This window comes from Ruminococcoides sp. (assembly GCF_057037865.1).
In genome coordinates this window covers 266,552-287,937 of sequence record NZ_DBLZMS010000001.1, presented here as the reverse complement: position 1 = coordinate 287,937, position 21,386 = coordinate 266,552, and the positions used below count along the sequence as shown (strand labels likewise).

The window sequence follows — 21,386 nt, the reverse complement described above, 5'->3', positions numbered from 1 at the left end:
GTACGGTGTAACCATAAAACATAGGTTGCACCGTGTTTTTTACATCAAATTTCTGCTCATAATTTGAAAAGTGTAGCTTTTGCCCCTCAATTTTCATTGAAAAGTGTAGTTTTTAACCCCTAAATTCTATTGAAAAGTGTGTCTTTAAATGGTATAATCTTATTGAAAAGTGGGATTGGTATGCTTTACAGAAAGATTGAAACCGTAATCGAAGAACATTTGAAGTCGGATTCAAAGAAAATTCTTCTCATAGACGGTGCAAGACAGGTCGGAAAAACATACATTATCCGTTATGTCGGCAAAAAGATTTTTAAAAATTTTATTGAAATAAATATGGTTGAAGATTCCCTCGGCAACCGACTTTTTGAAAACACAAAAACAGTCGAAGATTTTTACTTGCAGGTGAGTATGCTCGCAGGAAATAAAATGGGGAAGAAAAGCGATACCTTGATTTTTATTGACGAAATTCAGGCATATCCTCATCTGCTGACTTTGCTCAAATTTTTGTCACAGGACGGCAAATTTACATTCATTGCAAGCGGTTCGCTTTTGGGTGTAACGCTGTCACAGACTACCTCAATTCCAATGGGCAGTATTCGCAAAGTGCGTATGTTTCCGCTTGATTTTGAGGAATTTCTCTACGCAAACGGAATGAATGAAATTGTTATTTCGGCTATGCAGAAAAAATTTGAAAATCTTGAATCTCTCGATGAATCCATGCACAATAGGATGATGGATTTATTTAGAAAGTATCTGCTTGTCGGCGGATTGCCCGATGCGGTTAACAGCTATATTTCTGAGAGAAATATTCAGTCCGTCAGAGAGATACAAAGCGAAATTCACGAATATTATGCTGCAGACGCTTCAAAATACGATGATGAAAACAAACTTAAAATCCGCAGAGTTTATGACCTCATTCCGTCAAATATGGAAAACAAAAAGAAAAGGATTGTTGCAAAAAATATTGAGAATAAAAGCGGTAAGCGTTTCAGCGACTATCAGGATGAATTCGAGTATTTGATAAGTGCAAGGATCGCCCTTAATGTTCAGGTAATTTCAAATCCCGTTTTTCCGCTTATTGAATCAACGGGCAAAAATCTGCTCAAGCTTTATCTGAACGATGTCGGTATTCTGACGGGAATTTTGTACGGCAACAATATCCGTGCCGTGCTTGATGATGAAACGAGTGTGAATCTCGGTTCGGCTTACGAAAGCGTTGTGGCAAGCGAACTTGCGGCTCACGGCTATAAACTTTACTATTATGATAATCGAAGTAAGGGAGAGGTTGACTATCTTATTGATGATTACGACAGCCTTTCTGCTGTTCCGATTGAGGTGAAATCGGGAAAGGATTACACGGTTTACAGCGCATTGAACACATTTGTAAGCAATAAGGATTATCACATTAAGAAAGCCTTTGTTCTTTCAAACGAGAGAACAGTAACTTCCGACGGGAAGATTAACTATATCCCGATTTACTATATTATGTTTTTCAAAAATGATGTGGGCAAAACAGGAAGTTTTACCTTTTGATATTTAATAGGGTGTAAAAAAGCCTCCCGTGTTGGGAGGCTTTTGTTCGGTTATGAACCGTTAATCAGTCGATTTCAACCATAATTTTTTCTTCACTGCGGATAGCGGCACTGCGGGCAATTGTGCGGATAGCCTTGGCAATTCTGCCCTGCTTACCGATGATTCTGCCCATGTCGTTTTCTGCAACATGAATGTGGTAAACAACTGTTCCCTCTTCGTTGGGAGCGTCTGCTTCAACTGATACGGAATCGGGATCGTCAACAAGACCCTTTGCGATAACTGCAAGTAAATCTTTCATTGTTTGTCCTTTCCGAAGCGCAATTATTCAATTACGCCGTTCTTCTTGAGAAGAGCCTTTACTGTGTCTGTTGGCTGAGCACCGTTAGCAATCCACTTCTTAACTGCTTCAGCGTCAACATTGAACTCAGAGGGCTTCTTGAGAATATCATATGTGCCGATTTCTTCAATGAAACGGCCGTTTCTCGGATATCTTGAATCTGCTACTACTACTCTGTAGAAAGGAGCCTTCTTTGAACCCATTCTTCTAAGTCTGATCTTTACTGCCATAATGTTCACCTCATAAAAATTGTTAATTTATATTCACCAACCGTAATTGGATGAAAAACTTTGTTTAATGTTTGATTAATGTTAATTATTTGAACGGAGGCATTCCGTCGGGACCGCCCATTCCGCCTGCAGGCCCCATGCCGTTCATCGGCATACCGCCGAGTCCGGGAAGACCTTTCATTTTTCTTCTTTTCTTAGAGCCTTTTCCGCCCTTTGTCATCTGACGCATCATTTTCTGCATCTGGTCAATCTGCTTGATAAGTCGGTTGACCTCTTCAATGCTTCTGCCCGAACCTGCCGCAATTCTGCGCTTTCTTGACGGGTTCATAATGTGCGGATGACTTCTTTCTTCGGGTGTCATTGAGAGGATAATTGCCTGAACCCAGTCAATCTGTCTGTCGTCAATGTCAACACCCTCAAGCTGTTTTCCGACACCGGGAATTTTTGAGAGAATGCCCTTGAGCGGTCCCATTTTCTTGACCTGCTCAAACTGATCATACAAATCGTTAAAGTCGAATTTGTTGCTCATCATCTTCTGAGCCATTTCTTCGGCTTTTTCGGCATCCATTTTATTCTGTGCGTCCTCAATGAGAGTAAGCACATCACCCATGCCGAGAATACGGCTTGCCATTCTGTCGGGGTGGAAAACTTCAATATCGTCAAGCTTTTCGCCTGTACCTGCAAATTTAATAGGTCTGCCTGTAACAGCCTTTACCGAAAGCGCCGCACCGCCTCGAGTGTCACCGTCAAGCTTTGTGAGAATAACACCCGTAATGTCAAGAAGTTCGTTAAAGCTCTTCGCAACATTAACTGCGTCCTGACCTGTCATCGAGTCGATAACAAGCAAAATTTCGTTTGGTTCAACTTCTTTTTTGATGTTTTTAAGCTCATCCATAAGAGCCTCATCAATATGAAGTCGGCCTGCGGTATCGAGAATAACAACATCGTTGCCGTAGTCCTTTGCACGCTTGATTGCCTCTTTTGCAATCTTAACGGGATTTGCTTTTCCCATTTCAAAAACAGGAACGCCTGCCTTTTCACCGACAACCTTCAACTGGTCGATAGCGGCGGGACGATATACGTCACAGGCGGCAAGCAGAGGATTTCTGCCTTGCTTTTTCAGCATTTTTGCAAGCTTTGCCGTATGGGTTGTTTTACCCGAACCCTGAAGACCGCACATCATGATGACTGTCGGAGGCTTTGACGCAAACTCAATTCGTGCGTCCTCACCGCCCATAAGGCTCGTAAGCTCCTCGTCAACAATCTTAACAACCATCTGTGCAGGAGTAAGACTTTGCATAACATCCTGACCGACAGCACGCTCTGTTACTTTGTTTGTAAAGTCCTTTGCAACCTTGTAGTTTACATCGGCCTCAAGAAGTGCGAGTCGAACCTCTCGCATTGCTTCCTTAACATCTTTTTCAGAAAGCTTGCCTTTGTTTTTCAGTTTTTTGAACGCATTGCCAAGCTTATCTGCAAGTCCTTCAAATGCCATGAAAACTCCTTTAATCTTTCAGCGAGCCTGATTTTTCGATGATAACATCCGCAAGCTCTGTGATTTGTGTATCCTGTGAAAGTTCTTTTATTTCAAGTGCAAGAGCCGAAATTTCGTCAAGCCCCTGCTCAAGCTTACTGAACTGTTTGAACAGACCGAGCTTTTCTTCAAACTCAAAAAGCTGTTGCTCACTGCGCTTGATACTGTCACGCACACCCTGTCTTGTTATTCCTGTTTCATCGGCAACCTCTGCAAGCGACAAATCTTCATTATAATAAAGGTCAATCGCCTTTTTGCCCGAGGGCTTTAAAAGCTCGCCGTAAAAATCAAACAAGAGAGATACTTCAATGTTTTTTTCCATACCTGACAGCTCCCGTGATTCTGGTCTGCGTGTAAAGAAAATTTCTTTACACCTGTGAATTATAATATACAATTGCCCGTTTGTCAAGCATTTTAAGCCGATTTTACGGCTGAGAGTAATTTTGATAAATTTTTAATTTTCGGGAAGTTATCAAATTTGTACAGTTATATTACAAAAACGGCAATATTGTGGTAGTTTCGGAAGATTTAAATAACTAAAATAAGTCGATTGTAATGCGATTTTGAGTATAATTACGAAAGAGCAAAAAAAGTGTTTCTATCCTTTACAAATGAGTGGCTATGTGAAGTTTAGTTTTCGTCAAAATTCACAAAAATTATTTTTTTAGTGAAAAAAGCTATTTTTAATGTACATTTTCAAGTAAAATGTGTTATAATTGTTTTGAATTATTGAAGAAACGGGAGTTTTGCTTTACGGAACAAATTATAAATATCGACAGAATGGAAAATGCCGTAGCACTTTTTGGCAGTTTTGACGGAAATATTAAGCTGATTGAAAAGGAGTTTAATGTCCGTGTCACCTGCCGTGACAGTGAGCTTAAGGTTGAGGGCGATGCCGAAAACACATCGAAGGCCTGCAAGGTTATTGAAAGCCTGTTGCAGTTCATCAACCGTGGTGAAGCACTTTCCGAGCAAAATATCCGCTACTGCATTTCGCTTGTCAATGAAGGCAGTGAGGACAAAATAGAACAGCTTGCAGGCGACTGCATCTGTATTACTTCAAAGGGAAAGCCTATTAAGCCGAAAACCATCGGTCAGAAGCGCTACTGCTCGCAGATTGCGAAAAATACCGTCACAATCGGCGTCGGCCCTGCCGGTACGGGCAAAACCTACCTTGCCGTTGCAATGGCGGTCACGGCTTTCAGAAGCAAGCAGATTAACCGAATAATTCTAACAAGACCTGCTGTTGAGGCAGGCGAAAAGCTCGGTTTTCTGCCCGGTGATTTGCAGAGCAAGGTCGATCCGTATCTTCGCCCCCTGTATGACGCATTGTTTGATATGCTCGGTGCGGAAACATATCAAAAGTATGTTGAAAGAGGTAACATTGAGGTTGCACCGCTTGCATATATGCGAGGAAGAACGCTTGACGACAGCTTTATAATTCTTGACGAGGCTCAGAATACGACAAGGGAACAGATGAAGATGTTCCTTACCCGACTCGGATTTAACTCAAAAATGGTAATCACGGGCGATATTACACAGATTGACCTTCCGAACGGTGCAAAGAGCGGTCTTAAAGACTGCATCAAAATCCTCAAGAACATTGACGATATCGGCACCTGTTTCTTTGACGAAAAGGATGTTGTCCGTCACCGCCTTGTTCAGGATATCATCAAGGCTTATGCAAAATTTGAAAACACTGACATTAATAATTTACGAAACAACGGCTCCAAAAACAACGGCTCCAAAAATTAATTTACTTAATTTTCACATATCCCACGCTATCGGGTTAAAAATAATGAAAGGATGATCATGAATGGCAGAGCATAATAAAATCAGGGTAATTATCACAAACAAACAAAAAGCAGTAAAGATTCCGACAGGTATCAGAATGTTGGTTCGTCGTTGTTGTAACGCAGTTCTGCGACTTGAAAAATTTGAAGGTTCTGCTGAAATCAGCGTTACTTTCACGGATAACGAGGGCATCAAGGCTCTTAACAAGCAGTATCGTGACAAGGACATTGAAACCGATGTTCTTTCTTTCCCAATGGGCGAAAACGGTGTTTATGACACCAATCCCGAAACAGGCGCGCAGATTCTCGGTGATGTTGTAATTTCTATGGAAAAGGCAAGAGATCAGGCAGAACTCTTTGGCCACAGCCTCCAGAGAGAGGTTGGCTATCTTACCGCTCACAGCGTTCTTCACCTTCTCGGCTATGATCACATGGAAAAGCTTGAAAGGGTAAGAATGAGAGAAAAAGAAGAGCTTGTTATGGAACAGCTCGGTCTTCCTGCATCATCAAGCTACATAGTTGATGACGATATGGCTTGACAGAGTAGTTATATTACGGGGTATGAAAAAGCAAATCAAAAGTTTTAAAAGTGCATTCAGAGGTTTCTGCTTTGCCGTAAAAAGCGAAAGTCATATGAGATTTCACCTTGTTGCGACATTTTATGTTTTCGTTTTCGGTTGCTTTTACGATTTTTCTGCCGCAAAATGGGCATTGCTCGCCGTTTTGTGTGCGCTTGTAATTGCACTTGAAATGGTCAACACCTGTGTTGAAAAGCTTTGTGATTTGTTTTGTGACAGATACGATTTTTCCGTTAAGATTATCAAGGACATTGCAGCCGCAGCCGTGCTTGCCGTGTCATTTCCGGCTGTGTTTACAGCGGTGCTGTTCTTCCTTGATTTTGAAGTAATCGGAAAAATATTTTCGTATTTTGTAAACAATCCCGTTATGCTCGTTTTGCTGATTTTATCTGCGGTGATTTCTGCCGTCTTTGTATGTGCAGGTCCCGTAAAAGTCAAGAACGCAATTTTGGGCATTAAAAGAAAAGATAAACATTAACAAAGGGGCGGCATTTTGCTTGCCCCCGATTTTTGTATAGTGAGGTAATATGTTAAATACAGATAATAAAGATAAATCCGCATTTATTGCCATTGTCGGCAGACCTAATGTGGGCAAAAGTTCAATTCTCAACAGACTTATGGGACAGAAAATTGCAATTGTTTCAAGCAAGCCGCAGACTACCCGCAACAGAATCACAGGCGTGCTTACTCAGGGCGAATATCAGCTTGTTTTCTTTGATACACCGGGTATGCACAAGCCGAAAACCTCTCTCGGCAAGTATATGGTGCGTTCCGTCAATGAATCCGTGGGCGGTGTTGACTGCTGTATGCTCGTTGTTGAGGCAGGAAAAGAACCGGGTGACACAGAACTTAACCTTATTGAAAAGTTCAAGTCAATGGAAATGCCGGCAATCCTTGCAATCAACAAGATTGACACTCTCAAAGAAAAAGAAGAACTTATGAAACAGATTGCCCGTTACAGTCTGCTCTACGATTTTGACGCAGTTGTTCCCGTGAGTGCACAGGACGGCAACGGTATGAACGAACTTCTTGATGAGCTTAAAAAGCAGGCAGGCGAGGGCGGTCATTTCTTTGATGACGATACTCTTACAGACCAGCCCGAAAGAGTTATTGTTGCCGAAATTATCCGTGAAAAAATACTCCGTCTTTGCGACAGGGAAATTCCGCACGGCACGGCTGTTGTAATCGAAAAAATGAAAACAAGGGATAACGGTATGCTTGATATTGACGCTACTATTTTCTGTGAAAAAGAAACCCACAAGCGTATTATTATCGGCAAAAATGGCTCAATGCTCAAGAAAATCAGCACATTTGCCCGTCAGGATATCGAAAGGTTTTTCGATTGCAAGGTATTCCTACAGACATGGGTAAAGGTAAAAGAGGATTGGCGAAACCGTGCCCAGATTCTTCAGAATTTCGGCTATGACGAAAAGAATTTTGACTGATAATCCGCTAAAAGCGATTCGGGTACACGATTTGACACAATGTCAGATTTTTCATAATATAACAAACGGCGTCCGTGAAACACTAACTGCGGAGGTGTTTTTATGGATAACTGGAGTGCGTGGCAAATATTCTTTACCACGGGAAGCGTTCTTGATTACATTCGCTACAAAAGTATTCAGGATGCCAAAGACACGGGTGCAATCACCGTGAACAGGGAGGAAACCGATGAAATTCCGAACAGAGGGACTGATTATAAAGGAACAGAATATCGGTGAGCAGGACAAGCTCGTTTTTGCTCTCACAAAGTCAAACGGTGTAATCCGTGCATTTGTAAAGGGTGCAAAAAACATCAAAAACGGCAAATGTGCGGCGGCATCTCTCCTCTCATATTCCCGACTTACAGTTTATAAAGGTCGGGAAAGTTACATAATCGGCGAGGCACAGCCGATTCGCATTTTCTCAAAGCTCCGCAGTGATGTTACAAAAATGTGTCTTGCACAGTATTTTTGCGAACTCGCTTTGACAATTTGTCCCCGTGAGCAAAAGGCAGACTCATTTCTGAGCCTTGTGCTTAATTCGCTCTACCTTTTGTCAGAGAACAAACGCAGTGCAGACCTTATCAAGCCGTGTCTTGAAATGAGGCTTGCAAGCATGGCGGGCTATATGCCCGACCTGAGAATGTGCAGAGAATGCGGAGAATACATTACTCCGCTTATGTACTTTCTGCCACGCATAGGCGCTCTTGAATGTGCCGATTGCAGAACGGATATGTCGGAACCTGCAATCGCTCTCAATGAGGGAACGCTCACGGCGCTTAGGCACACGGTTTATGCCGATGATGACAAGCTGTTTTCGTTTGCATTGCCGAAGGATGACCTTGTTGTGCTGAATGCGGCGAGCGAAAGTTATCTTAAATACAGATTTGAAAAAGACTTTAAAACGCTTGTTTTTTACAAAACAATAAGCAGTTAATCAGACAATGCAGTTTTGTGTGAAAATGACTTATTTATTTGAAACAGAATGACTGAAAACTGTAGGGGCGCTCATTGGGCGCCCGCGGGCGGATAATATCCGCCCCTACGGACACAAAATTGTAATTATTGAATTTGGTAGAATTATGAACAGACATTACAAAACACTTGAACTTGATAAAATCCTCGAAAGGCTTGCGGGAATGACTTCGATTGAGGACGCCCGTGAAATGGCATTGAATCTCGAACCCGTGTTTGAACTGAAAAAGGTTGAACAGCTTCTACAGCAAACCGATGACGCAGTTGCGTTAAGCGGAAGATTCGGTGCTCCGTCATTCGGCGGTGCCGTAAATTGTTCGGGACATTTACGCAGAGCACAGGCAGGCGGTTGCCTTACCACAGGCGAACTCCTGTCGGTTGCATCAACGCTCAGAACAATCCGCACGGTCAAGGAGTGGCACTCACGCTCAGGCGGAGGAGCAAGCTCTCTTGACGGCTATTTCAGCGGACTTGTTTCCAACAAGTTTCTTGAAGACAAAATCACCTCGGCTATTATAAGCGAGGAGGAAATTTCCGATAAGGCAAGCCCTGTTTTGTCGGATATAAGAAGAAAAATCCGCACAGCCTCCTCAAAGGCTCGTGAGGTACTCGATAAAATTATTCACAGCTCAACATACATAAAGTATCTTCAGGATACTATCGTCACACAGCGTGACGGCAGATATGTTGTTCCCGTAAGAAGTGAATGCAGAGGCAATGTTCCGGGTCTTGTACACGACACCTCGTCAAGCGGTGCAACCGTGTTTATTGAGCCTATGGGCGTTGTTCAGGCAAACAATGACATCAAGCTTTTGCAGTCAAAGGAAGAGCAGGAGATTGAAAGAATCCTCTTTGAGCTTTCCGCAAATGCAGGCGAGTTTGCCGACAGCATTATCCACAGCTACAAGAACCTTGCACAGCTTAATTTGATTTTTGCAAAGGCTGACCTTGCGTATTCAATGAAAGCGTCAAAGCCGATTATGAACGACAGGGGAATGATTGAGCTCAAACAGGCTCGTCATCCACTCATCGACAAAAATAAGGTTGTTCCCGTTGATGTTATGCTCGGAAAAGAGTTTGACACGCTTGTAATCACAGGTCCTAACACGGGCGGTAAAACCGTAACTTTAAAGACAATCGGTCTGCTCACGCTTATGGCAATGTGCGGACTTCTTGTTCCGTGTGCCGACAACAGCGAGCTTTCCGTGTTCAGAAGGGTGCTTGTGGATATTGGCGACGAACAGAGCATTGAGCAGTCGCTGTCAACCTTTTCGGGACATATGACAAATATCGTTCAGATTATAAAGCTTGCAAACGCAGGCTCGCTCTGCCTTATTGACGAGCTCGGCGCAGGAACAGACCCTGTCGAGGGTGCGGCTCTTGCAATTGCAATTCTTGAAAGACTGCGTGACAAACACGCAAAAATCGCTTCAACAACCCACTATGCGGAGTTAAAGGAATTTGCTCTGCGTACTCCCGGAGTTGAAAACGGCAGTTGCGAATTTGATGTTGCAACTCTCAAGCCTACTTACCGACTTCTCATCGGTGTTCCCGGCAAGAGCAACGCGTTTGCAATTTCAAAAAGACTCGGAATAGATGATGAGATAATCAGCCGAGCAAGCGAACTTGTTTCAAACGAGAACAGACAGTTTGAAGATGTTGTTGAAAAGCTTGAAAAGCGCCGTCAAAGCCTTGAAAAACAGCTCGAAAACGCAAACAGACTTACTGCAAAGGCTAATACCGAAAAGCAGAAAGCAGAAAACGAAATGCAGAAGGCAAAGCAGCGTGCGGAGCGTGAGATTGAAAAGGCAAGACAGGAGGCTCAGCGTATTATTTCACGCACAAGAGCGCAAGCCGACGCAGTTGCCGAAGAGCTTGAAAAGGCGAGAAAAGCCAAGGATATGAGCGTTCAGGCAAGAACACAGCTAAAGAAAAATATTGACAAGATGGAGGCCCATGCCGATCCTGTCAAGGCTCGCAATACTCCCGATGAGGAGTACAAGCTGCCAAGACCGCTCAAAGTCGGCGACACGGTTCTTATTTACGATATCGACAAAAACGCAACTGTACTTGCACCGCCGAACAAGGACGGTGTTGTGCTTGTTCAGGCGGGCATAATCAAAACGAGGGTTGATATCAAGAATCTTCGTTTGCTCAAATCAAACAACAAGCCCGCAAAGGACAGATTTTCAAGCACAAGAAATGTGCCGAGCAGAATGGATGTCCGTCCCGAAACAGAGGTTGATGTCCGTGGTGAAACCGCCTTTGACGCAATCAATATTGTTGACAAGGCAATTGACAATGCCGTGCTTTCGGGTGTGAGCAAAATGACGATTATTCACGGCAAAGGCACGGGTGTGCTTAAGCGTGAAATAAACAAGTATCTTAAAACAAACAAAGCCGTCAAAAGTCAGCGACTCGGTGTTTTCGGCGAGGGTGAAGACGGTGTTACAATCATTGAATTAAAGTAAAATCTGACTGAATTTATTTTGTGAAATTTGAGGTAATTATGAAAAAACAGTTTCTTGATTCGGGAAAAATCGTGGGTACACACGGCATAAAAGGTGAGGTTAGAATTGATCCGTGGTGTGATTCCCCCGAATTTCTCTGTGCTTTTAAAAAGCTGTGGCTTGACGAAAACGGAACAGAGTTCATCGAGGTAAAATCCCGTCCGCACAAAAATATCGCTCTTGCAAAAATCAAGGGTGTTGACACAATCGAGGCAGCCGAAAAATACAGAGGCAAGGTTGTGTATATCAACCGTGACGACATCAATCTTGCGGAGGGCGTTCACTTTGTTCAGGATCTTATCGGTCTTGAGGTTAAGGATGCCGGCAACGGCAGAGTCTACGGCAAAATTTCCGATGTTTTGCGTACAGGCGCAAACGATGTTTACGAAATCAAAGACGCCGACGGCAAGACATACCTTGCTCCCGTAATTGACGATGTTGTAAAAGAAATCAATGTCAATGACGGCTATGTTCTTATTGTTCCCATGAAAGGAATTTTCGACGATGAGGATTGATATTATAACGCTTTTCCCCGAAATGTTTGAACCTGTTTTAAACGGAAGCATAATCGGCAGAGCACAGAAAAGCGGTGTGCTTGAAATCGTGTGTCACCAACTGCGTGATTACGCTTTTGACAAGCACAAAAGAGTTGACGACACTCCCTACGGCGGCGGAATGGGAATGCTTATGAAAGCCGAACCCATTGCCCTCTGCTTTGAGGATATCTGCAAACAAATCGGCAAAAGACCGCATTTTGTCTATATGTCACCGCAGGGCAAAACATTGAAACAGCAAAGACTTCGTGAGCTTGCCGATATTGAAAATATCTGTATTCTCTGTGGCCATTACGAGGGTGTTGACCAAAGACTTCTTGACGAGTTTATTGACGAAGAAATTTCAATCGGCGACTATGTTCTCACGGGCGGAGAAATTCCCGCAATGGTATTTGCTGACGCGCTTTCAAGAATGGTTCCGGGTGTGCTTTCCAACAACGAATGTTTTACCGAGGAAAGCCATTTTAACGGGCTTCTTGAGTATCCTCAGTACACAAAACCGTCAGTCTGGAGAGGCAAAGAAGTTCCCGAAGTGCTTATGAGCGGTCATCATGCAAATATTGAAAAGTGGAGAAAAGAAAAGAGCATAGAGGTGACTGCCCTCAAGCGTCCCGAAATGCTTGAAGAATATAACAAAAAGTAATTTTTGCAGTATATTATCGGTGTGTTTACATAAAATAAGACAAGAAAAAACACATGAAATACCGTGTGTTTACGGGGAAAATATAATATTTTGTAAAAATGCACAATAAACAGGGTAATAAATTCTCTCAAGGTGCATATTAACACGAAATTAATTTATTGTATTGACCTTGTTCGGAAAAAAGATTATAATACATATTAAATTGAGCCGCAATTTGCAGGCATTGGTGGTTAAAAATTTAAAGGCAAAGAGGGTTTTAAAAATGTATGTTAAGGAAGTATTAGTACAGAATAAAGCCGGTTTACACGCTCGTCCGGCAACTTTCTTTATTCAGAAGGCTAATGAGTATAAGTCAACAATTTGGGTAGAGAAGGAAGAGCGTCGTGTAAATGCAAAAAGTCTTCTCGGTGTGTTGTCCCTCGGAATTATCGGCGGCACTACTATTAAGGTAATTGCTGACGGTTCTGACGAAACTGAAGCAGTTGAGGGTCTTGTTTCTCTCGTTGAGTCAGGCTTTGCTGAATAATCAGCTTTAAATTTTACAAAATACCAAGGGGGCGGTTTTTCCGCCTCTTTTTTGTTTCTCTCAAATTAATCTGAAATCGTAAAAGGCGGTGATTTTGTGAATCCGAAAATGTCACAGCTTCGCAAAAAAGCAATGGCACTTCCTTTGTTGCCGGGTGTGTACATCATGCACGATAAAAGCGGAAAAATTATATATATCGGCAAGGCAAAGGCTCTTAAAAACAGAGTCAGCCAATACTTCGGTTCGCAGAATAACCATGCAGAAAAGGTTCGCAGAATGGTTGACAATGTCGATGATTTTGAATATATCATCACGGACAGCGAGTTTGAGGCACTCATTCTTGAATGCAGTCTTATCAAACAGCACACCCCGAAGTATAACATTCTGCTTAAAGACGACAAGGGCTACAGCTATATAAGAATCAGCTCGGGTGATTGGAAAAAGCTGTCATATACATTGCAGAAAAAGGACGACGGAGCGGAATATATCGGTCCGTACAAGAGCAGTTACTATGTAAAAAATGCCGTTGATGAGGCCAACAAAATCTTTATGCTCCCAACCTGCAACCGGCAGTTTCCGAGAGATTGCGGAAAGGGCAGACCTTGCCTTAATTATCACATAAAGCAATGCATGGCTCCGTGTACAGGCAGAGTAAGGCTTAAAGATTACAACGAAAATCTTAACCGTGCGCTTGAATTTTTGCGTGGCGGTTCAACAAATTCAATCAAAAAGCTGACCGAAGAAATGGAAAACGCCGCAGAAAATCTTGAATTTGAAAGGGCGGCGTCAATCAGAGATATAATAAAATCCGTCCGTAAAATGAGCGACAAGCAAAAGGTTGTTGCAACAAAAATTGATGACGGCGATGTTATTGCAGGCTTTTCGGATGACGGCAAAACCTGTTATCAGGTGTTCCGCTTTGAAGGCGGAAGGTTATTTGACCGTGAAAGCTTTGTGTTTGACAGCGGTGAAAGTGAATCCGAAACCGAAGAATTTTTACTGCGATATTACACTCTGCGTGACAGTGTGCCAAAGAGCATTGCAATCGACAGGGAATTTGACGGTATGGAAGAAATTGCCGAATGGCTCTCGCAAAAGCACGGCAGTAAGGTCGGCATAACGGTTCCGCAGAGGGGTGACAGGGCGCAGCTTGTGGCAATGTGCAAATCGAATGCCGCAGAAACCCTTGCACAGAAAAAGGGCGCAACCGTTCGTGAGTACAATGTGCTTGAAGAACTGCGTGATTTGCTCGGACTTAAAAAACTGCCCGAATATATCGAATCCTACGATATCTCAAACCTTGCAGGCACTGAAAATGTTGCGGGTATGATTGTTTATAAAAACGGCAAACCGCTCAAATCGGCTTACAGAAAGTTTAAAATCAAAGGCTTTGAAGGACAGGATGACTACGCATCCATGGCGGAAGTTTTGACAAGACGATTTGACGAATATTATAAAAATCCCGATGAGAACGAGGGCTTTGGAAAATTGCCCGACCTTATCCTGCTTGACGGCGGTAAAGGTCAGGTTGCGGCTGTAAAAGAGGTTTTGCAGAGTAAGAATATTGATGTTCCGCTGTTCGGTCTTGTAAAGGACGATAAGCACAGAACCCGTGCCGTAACGGGCGAGGGCGGAGAAATTGCGCTAAGTCCCGGACGGTCGCTGTTTGCGTTCCTCGCAAAAATGCAGGACGAGGTTCACCGCTTTGCAATCGGCTATCACCATTCAAGACGAAGTAAAAATACATTCAAAAGCTCGCTTACAGGCATTGAGGGTATAGGCGAAGTCAGAGCAAGGTCGCTTCTTAAGTATTTCAGAACGATTGAAAACATCTCAAACGCAGACCTTGCAGAGCTTGAAAACGCTCCTAAAATGACAAAAGACGCCGCACTTGCGGTGTATAAATACTATCATCAGCAGGATGAAAACAAAACAGAGTAAAATATTGTTGTAAATTATCTTTTAATGTGTTATACTAAAATTTGCAGTTTTAAACAATTGTTTGAAATTCAACTTTTCGGTAATGCCGTATGCCTGCTTGCGGTGTTGTTTTATGATTTTGCAGGCGGAAAGGCTGCGTGTGTTTTATGAGAGTTATTACAGGCTCCGCAAGAGGCAGACGACTCGAAACCCTTGAGGGTGAAGATGTAAGACCGACAACCGACAGAATTAAAGAGGCTGTTTTTTCGATTATACAGTTTGAAACCGAGGGCAGAAACTTTCTTGACCTTTTTGCAGGCTCGGGACAAATGGGTATTGAGGCTTTGAGCAGAGGTGCAAAGTCGGCAAGCTTTGTTGACAATGCAAAAAAATCGCTTGAAACGGTAAAAAGAAACCTCAAGGCTACTAAGCTTGAAAACTCGGCAAAGGTTTTTGCAATGGATTTTCACAGCTTTCTTTCGATGAATTCACAGCGTTTTGACATTGCATTTCTCGATCCGCCATACAGAACGGGAATGCTGCAGGATGCCCTTGAACTTGTTCCCGAGGCTATGAACGATACGGGTGTAATCATTGCGGAAAATCCTCTTGACGAAGAAATTTTGTCGAATTACGGTGATTTTGTACTTGACAGACAGTATCGCTATGGTAAAATAAAAATAACTACATTCAGACATAAGGATTTTCAAAGATGAACAAAACAGTGATTTGTCCGGGAAGTTTCGATCCCGTAACGCTCGGACACCTTGATGTTATCACGAGAGCGTCAAAGCTTTTTGACCGTGTAATCGTGGGCGTGCTTGTCAATTCTTCAAAAAAGCCGATTTTTTCGATTGATGAGAGGATTGAACTTTTGAAGGAAGTTACCGAGCATCTTGATAATGTTGAAATAGTAGGCTTCAACGGCTTGCTTGCACAGTATTGTGAGGATCACGGTGTGGACGCAATTGTTAAGGGACTCAGAGCGGTAACTGACTTTGAATATGAATTTCAGATGGCGCTCACCAACAAAAAGCTGAATCCGAACCTTGAAACCCTGTTTTTAACGGCTGAGGCGGATTCAATGTATCTCAGCTCGAGCATGGTTCGTGAAATTGCCTCAATGGGCGGTGACATCAGTAATTTTGTTCCTGCGTGTATCCATGACAGAATTGTGGAAAGACTGAAAAATAAATAAGCGTTTGATTTTTTAATTAAAGGTGGATTAAACCAAACATATAAGGAGTGGACAGAAATGAAAGTTGAGGATTTGATTTTACAGCTTCAGGATGTTATCAGTGCCGCTAAGTCAATGCCGTTTTCGGGTGGTAAGGTAATGGTGAGCAGTGATGAGATTTATGATATTCTCGATCAGATTCAGGACGCTATGCCGGCAGAGGTAAGACAGGCAAAGAATATTGTTGCTGACAGAAAGCAGATTCTTGCCGAGGCTAACCGTGAATCAGAGAATATAATCAGAAGTGCCGAGGAACGCAAAAAGGCTATGCTTAACCAGAATGAGCTCGTTCGTGAGGCTCAGGCAAAGGCTAAGGAAATTGTTGACGATGCAAAGCAAAAATCGGCAGAAATCAGAAAAGCTGCGAATGTGTATGTTGACAGCATTATGAAACGCACGGAAGAGGGCGTTGCAACACAGCTTGAGGCTCTCAGAAAGACTCATGCAAACATAGTCAGCTCACAGAAAAAGCAGGGCTGATTTAAATTTAGCTTATAAAGGACAGACTCAATATGAGCCTGTTCTTTTTTTATGCCGTTTTTATCGTATGTGTTGTGTCACATTATGACACTGAAACGAATGCTTGCGGAATCGGCGGTTGAAAAATATAAAAATGTTGTCGGCTTTTGTAACCCGTGCGGTGCGTTTTGTAATTTTTAAGACTGCTGTTTTTGCTATGGAACGGGTGAAACCCTCTGTAAAATCAGCTTTTTGGGGCATAATATTCTTTTACGAAAAAATATGGTTTCAAAGTTGAAAGCATTTGAAATGATTTGTAAATATTATTTGTTTTTTCGTAACTTTGATATTGATTTTTTTGCACCTATGGTTTATAATAAGACAAAAGGTGTCAGAAGGTGTCATTCGGTGACTTTTAAAACCACAGAGTGACGGTTTCTGAAGAAAAGTGTATGGAGGTGGGCAGATGTTTTCGGGAATGACAAATCATTCTATTGATGCAAAAGGAAGAATTGTACTGCCCGCAAAGTTCCGTGAACAGCTCGGCGAAACATACTATCTTGCACGAGGCTTCGGCAACAAGTGCATTCAGGTTATGTCAAGCGAACAGTTCAACGCAATGTGTGAGAAGATTCTTGCACTTCCCGCAAACCTCTCCATGGCTGTTCAGTACACCTTTAACGCTACTGCGGTTGAGGTTACTCCCAACGCACAGGGCAGGGTGATTATTCCGCAGTCCCTGCGTGAGTTCGCCGAGATTGAAGGCGATGCGGTAGTTATCGGTATGACAAACAGACTCGAAATCTGGAGCAAGAAAAATTATGAGGACTATGTTGCTTCTCAGAATGAAAATCTTGCACTTGCTCTCAAGGAGTTAAAGCTATAAGGAGGTTGTTATGGAATTTTCTCATATTCCTGTCCTTCTTGAGCAGGCTGTTGACGCTCTTGCTGTTAAGGAAAACGGCATTTATGTTGACGGCACAGCTGGCGGAGGCGGTCACAGCAGTGAAATCCTCAGTCGACTTACTACGGGCAAGCTCATTTCGATTGATCAGGATCCCGATGCAATACTGACGCTGACAGAGCGTTTTAAGAAAAACGAAAATTCAATAATTATCAAGGGTAATTTTGCCGATATGGTTAGCCTTCTTCATTCAAGAGGAGTGGGCAGAGTCGATGGTGTTCTGCTTGACATCGGTGTTTCATCTCATCAGCTTGATACAGCCGAAAGGGGTTTTTCTTTCCATGAGGACGCACCTCTCGATATGAGAATGAGCCAAAGCGGAACAACAGCCGCAGAGCTTGTCAACACTCTCCCCGCAGGTGAGTTAAGACGAATCCTCAGCGTTTACGGCGAAGAAAAATTTGCCGGTGCAATTGTAAACGGAATCGTAAAGGCAAGAGCCGAAAAGCCGATTGAAACTACCCTTGAGCTTGCGGAAATTATAAAAGAAAATGTTCCCCAGCGTGTCCGCCGTGACGGACATCCTGCGAGAAAAAGCTTTCAGGCTTTGAGAATTGCGGTAAACGATGAACTCGGAGTTCTTGAAAGAGGTCTTGACGGTGCATTTGAACTTCTCGGAAGCGGCGGAAGGCTTGCAGTTATTACCTTCCATTCGCTTGAGGACAGAATCGTAAAACAGAAAATGGCATCTTGGTGTCAGGGCTGTACCTGTCCAAAGGATTTTCCCGTGTGTGTTTGCGGAAACAAGCCAAAGGCTAAGCTTGTTGTAAGAAAGCCGGTTTGTGCAAATGAAACAGAATTGAGGAATAACCCGAGAGCAAGAAGTGCAAAGTTGAGAATATGCGAAAAAATTTAAAAAAAATTCTCTGTGACTATAGACAAAACTGCCTGTTTGTAGTAAAATATAACAAAGTTGTAAAGATTATTACAGACACAAGCAATTGTGCTTTCGTGTTTGTTAATAACAAAATGTATGGCTTTGAAATATATGTCCGATAAAATCGGATTGATTGTGTGTTGTGTGTATTTTATAAATTTATTAAAGGTTTGAAACTTTTTTGTTTTATCGAAAATAAAGCAAAAATGTGTGTTTTATGAAATTGATATAGAAAGGCATCGGGTGCGTTTAATGGCTTATGAAAACAGAAATGCAGCTTATGATTTGAGTCTTTTTGATGACAGCAGCGACTATGTTCCGGGTTCAGCCGCTCCTGAAAGAAAAGAAGAAGTACATAAAAAGCAGGAAAGAAAAAGAAGAAAAAACAATGTTGTAAGTCTTCCGAAAGAGGAACTTCAGAAGAACAGACGCCGCAGACATAACAAGTTTAAAATCGCTCTCGGAACAGTGAGCGGTGCTGCAGCGACAATCATAATCGGCATCATAATTGTCGGACAGGTAAGACTTACCGAGCTTAATCAGGAAGTTATTACGGCTAAAGAAACTCTTGCAAATGCACAGAGCGTTTACACACAGACACAAATGAAGCTTGAATCAAAGCTTTCAACATCGGATATTGAAAAGTATGCCGAGGATACACTCGGTATGACCAAGGCTACGAACACACAGAAAGAATTTGTTACCCTTGCAGGCGGAGATAAAGCAGAGGTTTCTGCAAGTCAGGAAAGTGACAATCTCTTTACACAGTTCTGGAGTTCGGTACAGAATCTTTGGTCATAACATTTAGATTAATTTAATAGATATGTTATGAAAGAATGGAGAGTTAAGACTGCGTCTTGACTCTTTTTTCGGTATATATGCGGATTGACACGGAGCGTAACGGACACTATTTTGCGGTGAAAGGAGCTTTACATTGCAATCACCAGGATCAAAAAACAACTCAAAAAAGCGTGCCGAAAAGGGACCTGCACAAAGACTGAGACAGCGTACCGCAATATTGATTTTACTCATACTTGTGCTTGGCTTCGGTGCGGCTGTTTTAAGACTTACATACCTCACCACCATTCAGAGCAGTGAACTTCAGGAGTCAGCTGTTGACCTTCAGCTTGCCGACACAACTGTTTCCGCAAAACGAGGAACAATTTATGATGCAAACGGCAATGTTCTTGCCGAAAGCGCATCGGTTTGGCAGGTGGTAATGTCGCCTGTCAACTTTAAGAATGACAAACAGCGTCAGGCTGCCGCAAAAGGTCTTTCGGAAATTTTTGACCTTGAATACAACGATGTGCTTGACGATACAAAACAGCAGAGCCATTATGTTGTTGTCAAAAGAAGAATCGAGTCGGATGAGCGTGAAAAGGTTCTTGAGCTTATTGACACTCTGAAAAAGGATTACAGCTGTTCGGGTGTTATTCAGCTGCTTGATGATTACAAGAGATATTACCCGAAAAACAGCCTTGCATCTTCCGTAATCGGTTTTACGGGCAGTGACGATCAGGGACTTGAGGGTATCGAGTACGAATATGACAGCTATCTGTCGGGTACTCCCGGTCGAATTATCACGGCACAGAATGCAAGAGGTACGGATATGCCGTTCCGATACGAACAGAATGTTGAATCTGAGGACGGCAACAATGTGTATCTTACAATTGATGAAACAATTCAGTCAATTTGTGAAAAATATATGCAAAAGGGTGTTGAGGACAACAATGTTCTTAACAAGGGCGTCTGCATTGCAATGGATGTAAACACAGGCGCAATCCTTGCAATGGTAACAACAGACGGCTACGATCTTAACAATCCTTATGAGCTTTCGGCAAAGGATAAGAAGAAAATCAAGTCTACTGCCAAAAGCAAACAGGCGGAGGCAGAAAGTGCGGCTCTTAGCAATATGTGGAGAAACAAGGCTGTTGCCGACACATATATGCCAGGTTCTGTATTTAAGATGTGCGTTGCGTCAGCGGCTCTTGAAGAAAACCTTGTAAATGAAAAAACATCATTTACCTGTACGGGTTCAATTTCGGTTGAGGGCGAAACAATTCATTGTTCAAATATATCAGGTCACGGAACACAGAACTTTGTTGAGGCAATTTCAAACTCATGTAACCCTGCATTTATTCAGATCGGTCAGATGCTCGGTGCAGGCAAGTTCCGTCAATATTATCAGGGATTCGGTTTCAGCGATAAAACAGGAATCGACCTCCCCGGTGAAGCAGATGACGAATTCTGGGCTGAGGGTAAGATGGGCGGTGTTGACCTTGCGGTTGCATCATTCGGTCAGAACTTCGCAATCACTCCTATTCAAATGATTACAGCCTGTGCGGCTGTTTCAAACGGCGGTTATGTTGTTCAGCCTCATGTGGTTTCAAAAATCACAGACTCAAAGGGCAATGTAATCAAGTCTGTTGATAAAAAGGTTAAAAGACAGGTTATTTCAGACGATACATCCAAGAAGATGAAGGAATACCTTGAATATAACACAGAAAGACAGGGTGCTGCCGCAGGTTATATTTCAGGCTACAAGGTAGCCGGTAAATCAGGTACAACTGAAAAAAGGGGTGTAACAAAGTTTGAAAGCTCATTTTCTGAGGACTATATATCATCATTCTGCGGTTATGCTCCGGCAGACGATCCGCAGATTGCAATGCTTGTATTCTTTGATACTCCCGACGGTGACGCCTACTACGGTTCACAGGTTTCATCACCTGTATTTATAAATATTATGAGCGAGGTTCTTCCTTATCTTGATGTTAAGACATCATACACAGACGAGGAACTCGGTTATGTTGACGCATCTGCGGGCGACTACACAGGAGTCAGCGTTGACGAGGCTAAAACAGCTGTTGAGGCTGACGGCTTTACGGCAACCGTAAAGGGTAACGGTTCAACTGTAATTTCACAGATTCCGACCGTATCGTCAGGACTTCAGAAGGGCGGCAGTATTGTCCTCTACACAGACAGCGACAGTCAGTCGGAAACAGTAAGTGTTCCGAGTCTTATCGGTCTTTCTCCCGATGAGGTAAACGATGTTGCAAGTGCCTACGGATTGAATGTCAGCTTCTCGGGTGCAACAACATCCTCCGGAACAAGCTCATCACAGAACATTGAGGCGGGAACTTCGGTCAGCCCCGGTACGGTAATAACGGTATCTTTTGCGGATTCCTCTTCAACACTCAACGAATAACAAAAATATTTATTAGTCTGAAAGGAAAGA

At 42.8% G+C, this 21,386-nt stretch carries 23 protein-coding genes; 19 read left to right on the top strand and 4 right to left on the bottom strand.

Annotated features, from left to right (window positions below; all coding sequences use genetic code 11):
- The first annotated feature begins 180 nt into the window (after positions 1–180).
- Complete coding sequence (locus tag AC2HW8_RS01325; protein ID WP_484327037.1) at positions 181–1,533, top strand: ATP-binding protein; 1,353 nt, start codon at positions 181–183, stop codon at positions 1,531–1,533.
- A 64-nt stretch (positions 1,534–1,597) separates the two neighbouring features.
- On the opposite strand, the gene AC2HW8_RS01320 is transcribed toward AC2HW8_RS01325, so the two are convergent.
- The 4 genes from AC2HW8_RS01320 to ylxM all read right to left on the bottom strand — a co-directional run bounded on the left by AC2HW8_RS01320 (position 1,598) and on the right by ylxM (position 3,956).
- On the bottom strand, positions 1,598–1,831 hold the full coding sequence (locus AC2HW8_RS01320; protein WP_015523346.1) for a KH domain-containing protein: 234 nt from the start codon (positions 1,829–1,831) through the stop codon (positions 1,598–1,600).
- 23 nt (positions 1,832–1,854) lie between these two features.
- Positions 1,855–2,100 (bottom strand): 30S ribosomal protein S16, encoded by a 246-nt coding sequence (rpsP, locus tag AC2HW8_RS01315; RefSeq protein WP_015523347.1) that lies wholly within the window; start codon positions 2,098–2,100, stop codon positions 1,855–1,857.
- 85 nt (positions 2,101–2,185) lie between these two features.
- Positions 2,186–3,595 carry a signal recognition particle protein gene (gene ffh, locus AC2HW8_RS01310; protein WP_015523348.1) on the bottom strand — a complete coding sequence of 470 codons (1,410 nt, stop codon included), beginning with the start codon at positions 3,593–3,595 and terminating at the stop codon, positions 2,186–2,188.
- 10 nt (positions 3,596–3,605) lie between these two features.
- Positions 3,606–3,956 (bottom strand): YlxM family DNA-binding protein, encoded by a 351-nt coding sequence (gene ylxM, locus AC2HW8_RS01305; protein ID WP_021882928.1) that lies wholly within the window; start codon positions 3,954–3,956, stop codon positions 3,606–3,608.
- 458 nt (positions 3,957–4,414) lie between these two features.
- Here ylxM and AC2HW8_RS01300 point away from each other — a divergent pair, with 458 nt between their 5' ends.
- The 18 genes from AC2HW8_RS01300 to AC2HW8_RS01215 all read left to right on the top strand — a co-directional run bounded on the left by AC2HW8_RS01300 (position 4,415) and on the right by AC2HW8_RS01215 (position 21,356).
- Complete coding sequence (locus AC2HW8_RS01300) at positions 4,415–5,389, top strand: PhoH family protein (RefSeq protein WP_015523350.1); 975 nt, start codon at positions 4,415–4,417, stop codon at positions 5,387–5,389.
- A gap of 61 nt (positions 5,390–5,450) precedes the next feature.
- On the top strand, positions 5,451–5,966 hold the full coding sequence (gene ybeY / locus AC2HW8_RS01295; RefSeq protein WP_015523351.1) for an rRNA maturation RNase YbeY: 516 nt from the start codon (positions 5,451–5,453) through the stop codon (positions 5,964–5,966).
- Between the two features lie 22 nt (positions 5,967–5,988).
- On the top strand, positions 5,989–6,483 hold the full coding sequence (locus AC2HW8_RS01290; protein ID WP_295240423.1) for a diacylglycerol kinase family protein: 495 nt from the start codon (positions 5,989–5,991) through the stop codon (positions 6,481–6,483).
- A 49-nt stretch (positions 6,484–6,532) separates the two neighbouring features.
- The gene (gene era, locus AC2HW8_RS01285) at positions 6,533–7,450 is read left to right on the top strand and encodes a GTPase Era (RefSeq protein ID WP_015523353.1); all 918 of its coding nucleotides are present in this window, start codon (positions 6,533–6,535) and stop codon (positions 7,448–7,450) included.
- A 102-nt stretch (positions 7,451–7,552) separates the two neighbouring features.
- On the top strand, positions 7,553–7,726 hold the full coding sequence (locus tag AC2HW8_RS01280; RefSeq protein WP_021882932.1) for a hypothetical protein: 174 nt from the start codon (positions 7,553–7,555) through the stop codon (positions 7,724–7,726).
- A complete protein-coding gene (recO, locus tag AC2HW8_RS01275; protein ID WP_484327036.1) occupies positions 7,677–8,423 on the top strand; it encodes a DNA repair protein RecO in 747 nt (248 codons plus the stop codon). The genes AC2HW8_RS01280 and recO overlap by 50 nt, the downstream gene beginning before the upstream one ends.
- 145 nt (positions 8,424–8,568) lie before the next feature.
- A complete protein-coding gene (locus AC2HW8_RS01270) occupies positions 8,569–10,932 on the top strand; it encodes an endonuclease MutS2 (RefSeq protein ID WP_303665455.1) in 2,364 nt (787 codons plus the stop codon).
- Positions 10,933–10,970: 38 nt separating this feature from the next.
- Positions 10,971–11,486 carry a ribosome maturation factor RimM gene (rimM, locus tag AC2HW8_RS01265; protein WP_015523356.1) on the top strand — a complete coding sequence of 172 codons (516 nt, stop codon included), beginning with the start codon at positions 10,971–10,973 and terminating at the stop codon, positions 11,484–11,486.
- A complete protein-coding gene (trmD, locus tag AC2HW8_RS01260; protein ID WP_021882935.1) occupies positions 11,476–12,168 on the top strand; it encodes a tRNA (guanosine(37)-N1)-methyltransferase TrmD in 693 nt (230 codons plus the stop codon). Before rimM ends, trmD begins: the two co-directional genes overlap by 11 nt.
- A 262-nt stretch (positions 12,169–12,430) precedes the next feature.
- A complete protein-coding gene (locus tag AC2HW8_RS01255) occupies positions 12,431–12,694 on the top strand; it encodes an HPr family phosphocarrier protein (protein WP_015523358.1) in 264 nt (87 codons plus the stop codon).
- Between the two features lie 96 nt (positions 12,695–12,790).
- A complete protein-coding gene (gene uvrC / locus AC2HW8_RS01250) occupies positions 12,791–14,635 on the top strand; it encodes an excinuclease ABC subunit UvrC (RefSeq protein ID WP_021882936.1) in 1,845 nt (614 codons plus the stop codon).
- 146 nt (positions 14,636–14,781) lie between these two features.
- Positions 14,782–15,330: a 16S rRNA (guanine(966)-N(2))-methyltransferase RsmD gene (gene rsmD / locus AC2HW8_RS01245; protein WP_046432008.1), complete on the top strand. Its 549-nt coding sequence runs from the start codon at positions 14,782–14,784 to the stop codon at positions 15,328–15,330.
- The gene (gene coaD, locus AC2HW8_RS01240) at positions 15,327–15,812 is read left to right on the top strand and encodes a pantetheine-phosphate adenylyltransferase (protein WP_015523359.1); all 486 of its coding nucleotides are present in this window, start codon (positions 15,327–15,329) and stop codon (positions 15,810–15,812) included. Before rsmD ends, coaD begins: the two co-directional genes overlap by 4 nt.
- A gap of 57 nt (positions 15,813–15,869) precedes the next feature.
- Complete coding sequence (locus AC2HW8_RS01235) at positions 15,870–16,331, top strand: ATP synthase subunit B family protein (RefSeq protein WP_015523360.1); 462 nt, start codon at positions 15,870–15,872, stop codon at positions 16,329–16,331.
- A 445-nt stretch (positions 16,332–16,776) separates the two neighbouring features.
- Positions 16,777–17,196, top strand: a complete 420-nt coding sequence (gene mraZ / locus AC2HW8_RS01230; protein WP_015523362.1) for a division/cell wall cluster transcriptional repressor MraZ — start codon at positions 16,777–16,779, stop codon at positions 17,194–17,196.
- A gap of 10 nt (positions 17,197–17,206) precedes the next feature.
- The gene (rsmH, locus tag AC2HW8_RS01225) at positions 17,207–18,130 is read left to right on the top strand and encodes a 16S rRNA (cytosine(1402)-N(4))-methyltransferase RsmH (protein ID WP_021882938.1); all 924 of its coding nucleotides are present in this window, start codon (positions 17,207–17,209) and stop codon (positions 18,128–18,130) included.
- A gap of 273 nt (positions 18,131–18,403) precedes the next feature.
- Positions 18,404–18,952, top strand: coding sequence for a hypothetical protein (locus tag AC2HW8_RS01220; protein ID WP_021882939.1), 549 nt, complete (start codon positions 18,404–18,406; stop codon positions 18,950–18,952).
- A gap of 133 nt (positions 18,953–19,085) precedes the next feature.
- Positions 19,086–21,356 carry a penicillin-binding transpeptidase domain-containing protein gene (locus AC2HW8_RS01215; protein WP_304018620.1) on the top strand — a complete coding sequence of 757 codons (2,271 nt, stop codon included), beginning with the start codon at positions 19,086–19,088 and terminating at the stop codon, positions 21,354–21,356.
- Positions 21,357–21,386 lie beyond the last annotated feature (30 nt).

What these genes read in the sequence shown, in the direction of transcription:
- AC2HW8_RS01325 (WP_484327037.1), top strand. Translation starts at nt 181, where the DNA reads ATGCTTTACAGAAAGATTGAAACCGTAATCGAAGAACATTTGAAGTCG.
- AC2HW8_RS01320 (WP_015523346.1), bottom strand. Translation starts at nt 1,831, where the DNA reads ATGAAAGATTTACTTGCAGTTATCGCAAAGGGTCTTGTTGACGATCCC.
- rpsP (WP_015523347.1), bottom strand. Translation starts at nt 2,100, where the DNA reads ATGGCAGTAAAGATCAGACTTAGAAGAATGGGTTCAAAGAAGGCTCCT.
- ffh (WP_015523348.1), bottom strand. Translation starts at nt 3,595, where the DNA reads ATGGCATTTGAAGGACTTGCAGATAAGCTTGGCAATGCGTTCAAAAAA.
- ylxM (WP_021882928.1), bottom strand. Translation starts at nt 3,956, where the DNA reads ATGGAAAAAAACATTGAAGTATCTCTCTTGTTTGATTTTTACGGCGAG.
- AC2HW8_RS01300 (WP_015523350.1), top strand. Translation starts at nt 4,415, where the DNA reads ATGGAAAATGCCGTAGCACTTTTTGGCAGTTTTGACGGAAATATTAAG.
- ybeY (WP_015523351.1), top strand. Translation starts at nt 5,451, where the DNA reads ATGGCAGAGCATAATAAAATCAGGGTAATTATCACAAACAAACAAAAA.
- AC2HW8_RS01290 (WP_295240423.1), top strand. Translation starts at nt 5,989, where the DNA reads ATGAAAAAGCAAATCAAAAGTTTTAAAAGTGCATTCAGAGGTTTCTGC.
- era (WP_015523353.1), top strand. Translation starts at nt 6,533, where the DNA reads ATGTTAAATACAGATAATAAAGATAAATCCGCATTTATTGCCATTGTC.
- AC2HW8_RS01280 (WP_021882932.1), top strand. Translation starts at nt 7,553, where the DNA reads ATGGATAACTGGAGTGCGTGGCAAATATTCTTTACCACGGGAAGCGTT.
- recO (WP_484327036.1), top strand. Translation starts at nt 7,677, where the DNA reads ATGAAATTCCGAACAGAGGGACTGATTATAAAGGAACAGAATATCGGT.
- AC2HW8_RS01270 (WP_303665455.1), top strand. Translation starts at nt 8,569, where the DNA reads ATGAACAGACATTACAAAACACTTGAACTTGATAAAATCCTCGAAAGG.
- rimM (WP_015523356.1), top strand. Translation starts at nt 10,971, where the DNA reads ATGAAAAAACAGTTTCTTGATTCGGGAAAAATCGTGGGTACACACGGC.
- trmD (WP_021882935.1), top strand. Translation starts at nt 11,476, where the DNA reads ATGAGGATTGATATTATAACGCTTTTCCCCGAAATGTTTGAACCTGTT.
- AC2HW8_RS01255 (WP_015523358.1), top strand. Translation starts at nt 12,431, where the DNA reads ATGTATGTTAAGGAAGTATTAGTACAGAATAAAGCCGGTTTACACGCT.
- rsmD (WP_046432008.1), top strand. Translation starts at nt 14,782, where the DNA reads ATGAGAGTTATTACAGGCTCCGCAAGAGGCAGACGACTCGAAACCCTT.
- coaD (WP_015523359.1), top strand. Translation starts at nt 15,327, where the DNA reads ATGAACAAAACAGTGATTTGTCCGGGAAGTTTCGATCCCGTAACGCTC.
- AC2HW8_RS01235 (WP_015523360.1), top strand. Translation starts at nt 15,870, where the DNA reads ATGAAAGTTGAGGATTTGATTTTACAGCTTCAGGATGTTATCAGTGCC.
- mraZ (WP_015523362.1), top strand. Translation starts at nt 16,777, where the DNA reads ATGTTTTCGGGAATGACAAATCATTCTATTGATGCAAAAGGAAGAATT.
- rsmH (WP_021882938.1), top strand. Translation starts at nt 17,207, where the DNA reads ATGGAATTTTCTCATATTCCTGTCCTTCTTGAGCAGGCTGTTGACGCT.
- AC2HW8_RS01220 (WP_021882939.1), top strand. Translation starts at nt 18,404, where the DNA reads ATGGCTTATGAAAACAGAAATGCAGCTTATGATTTGAGTCTTTTTGAT.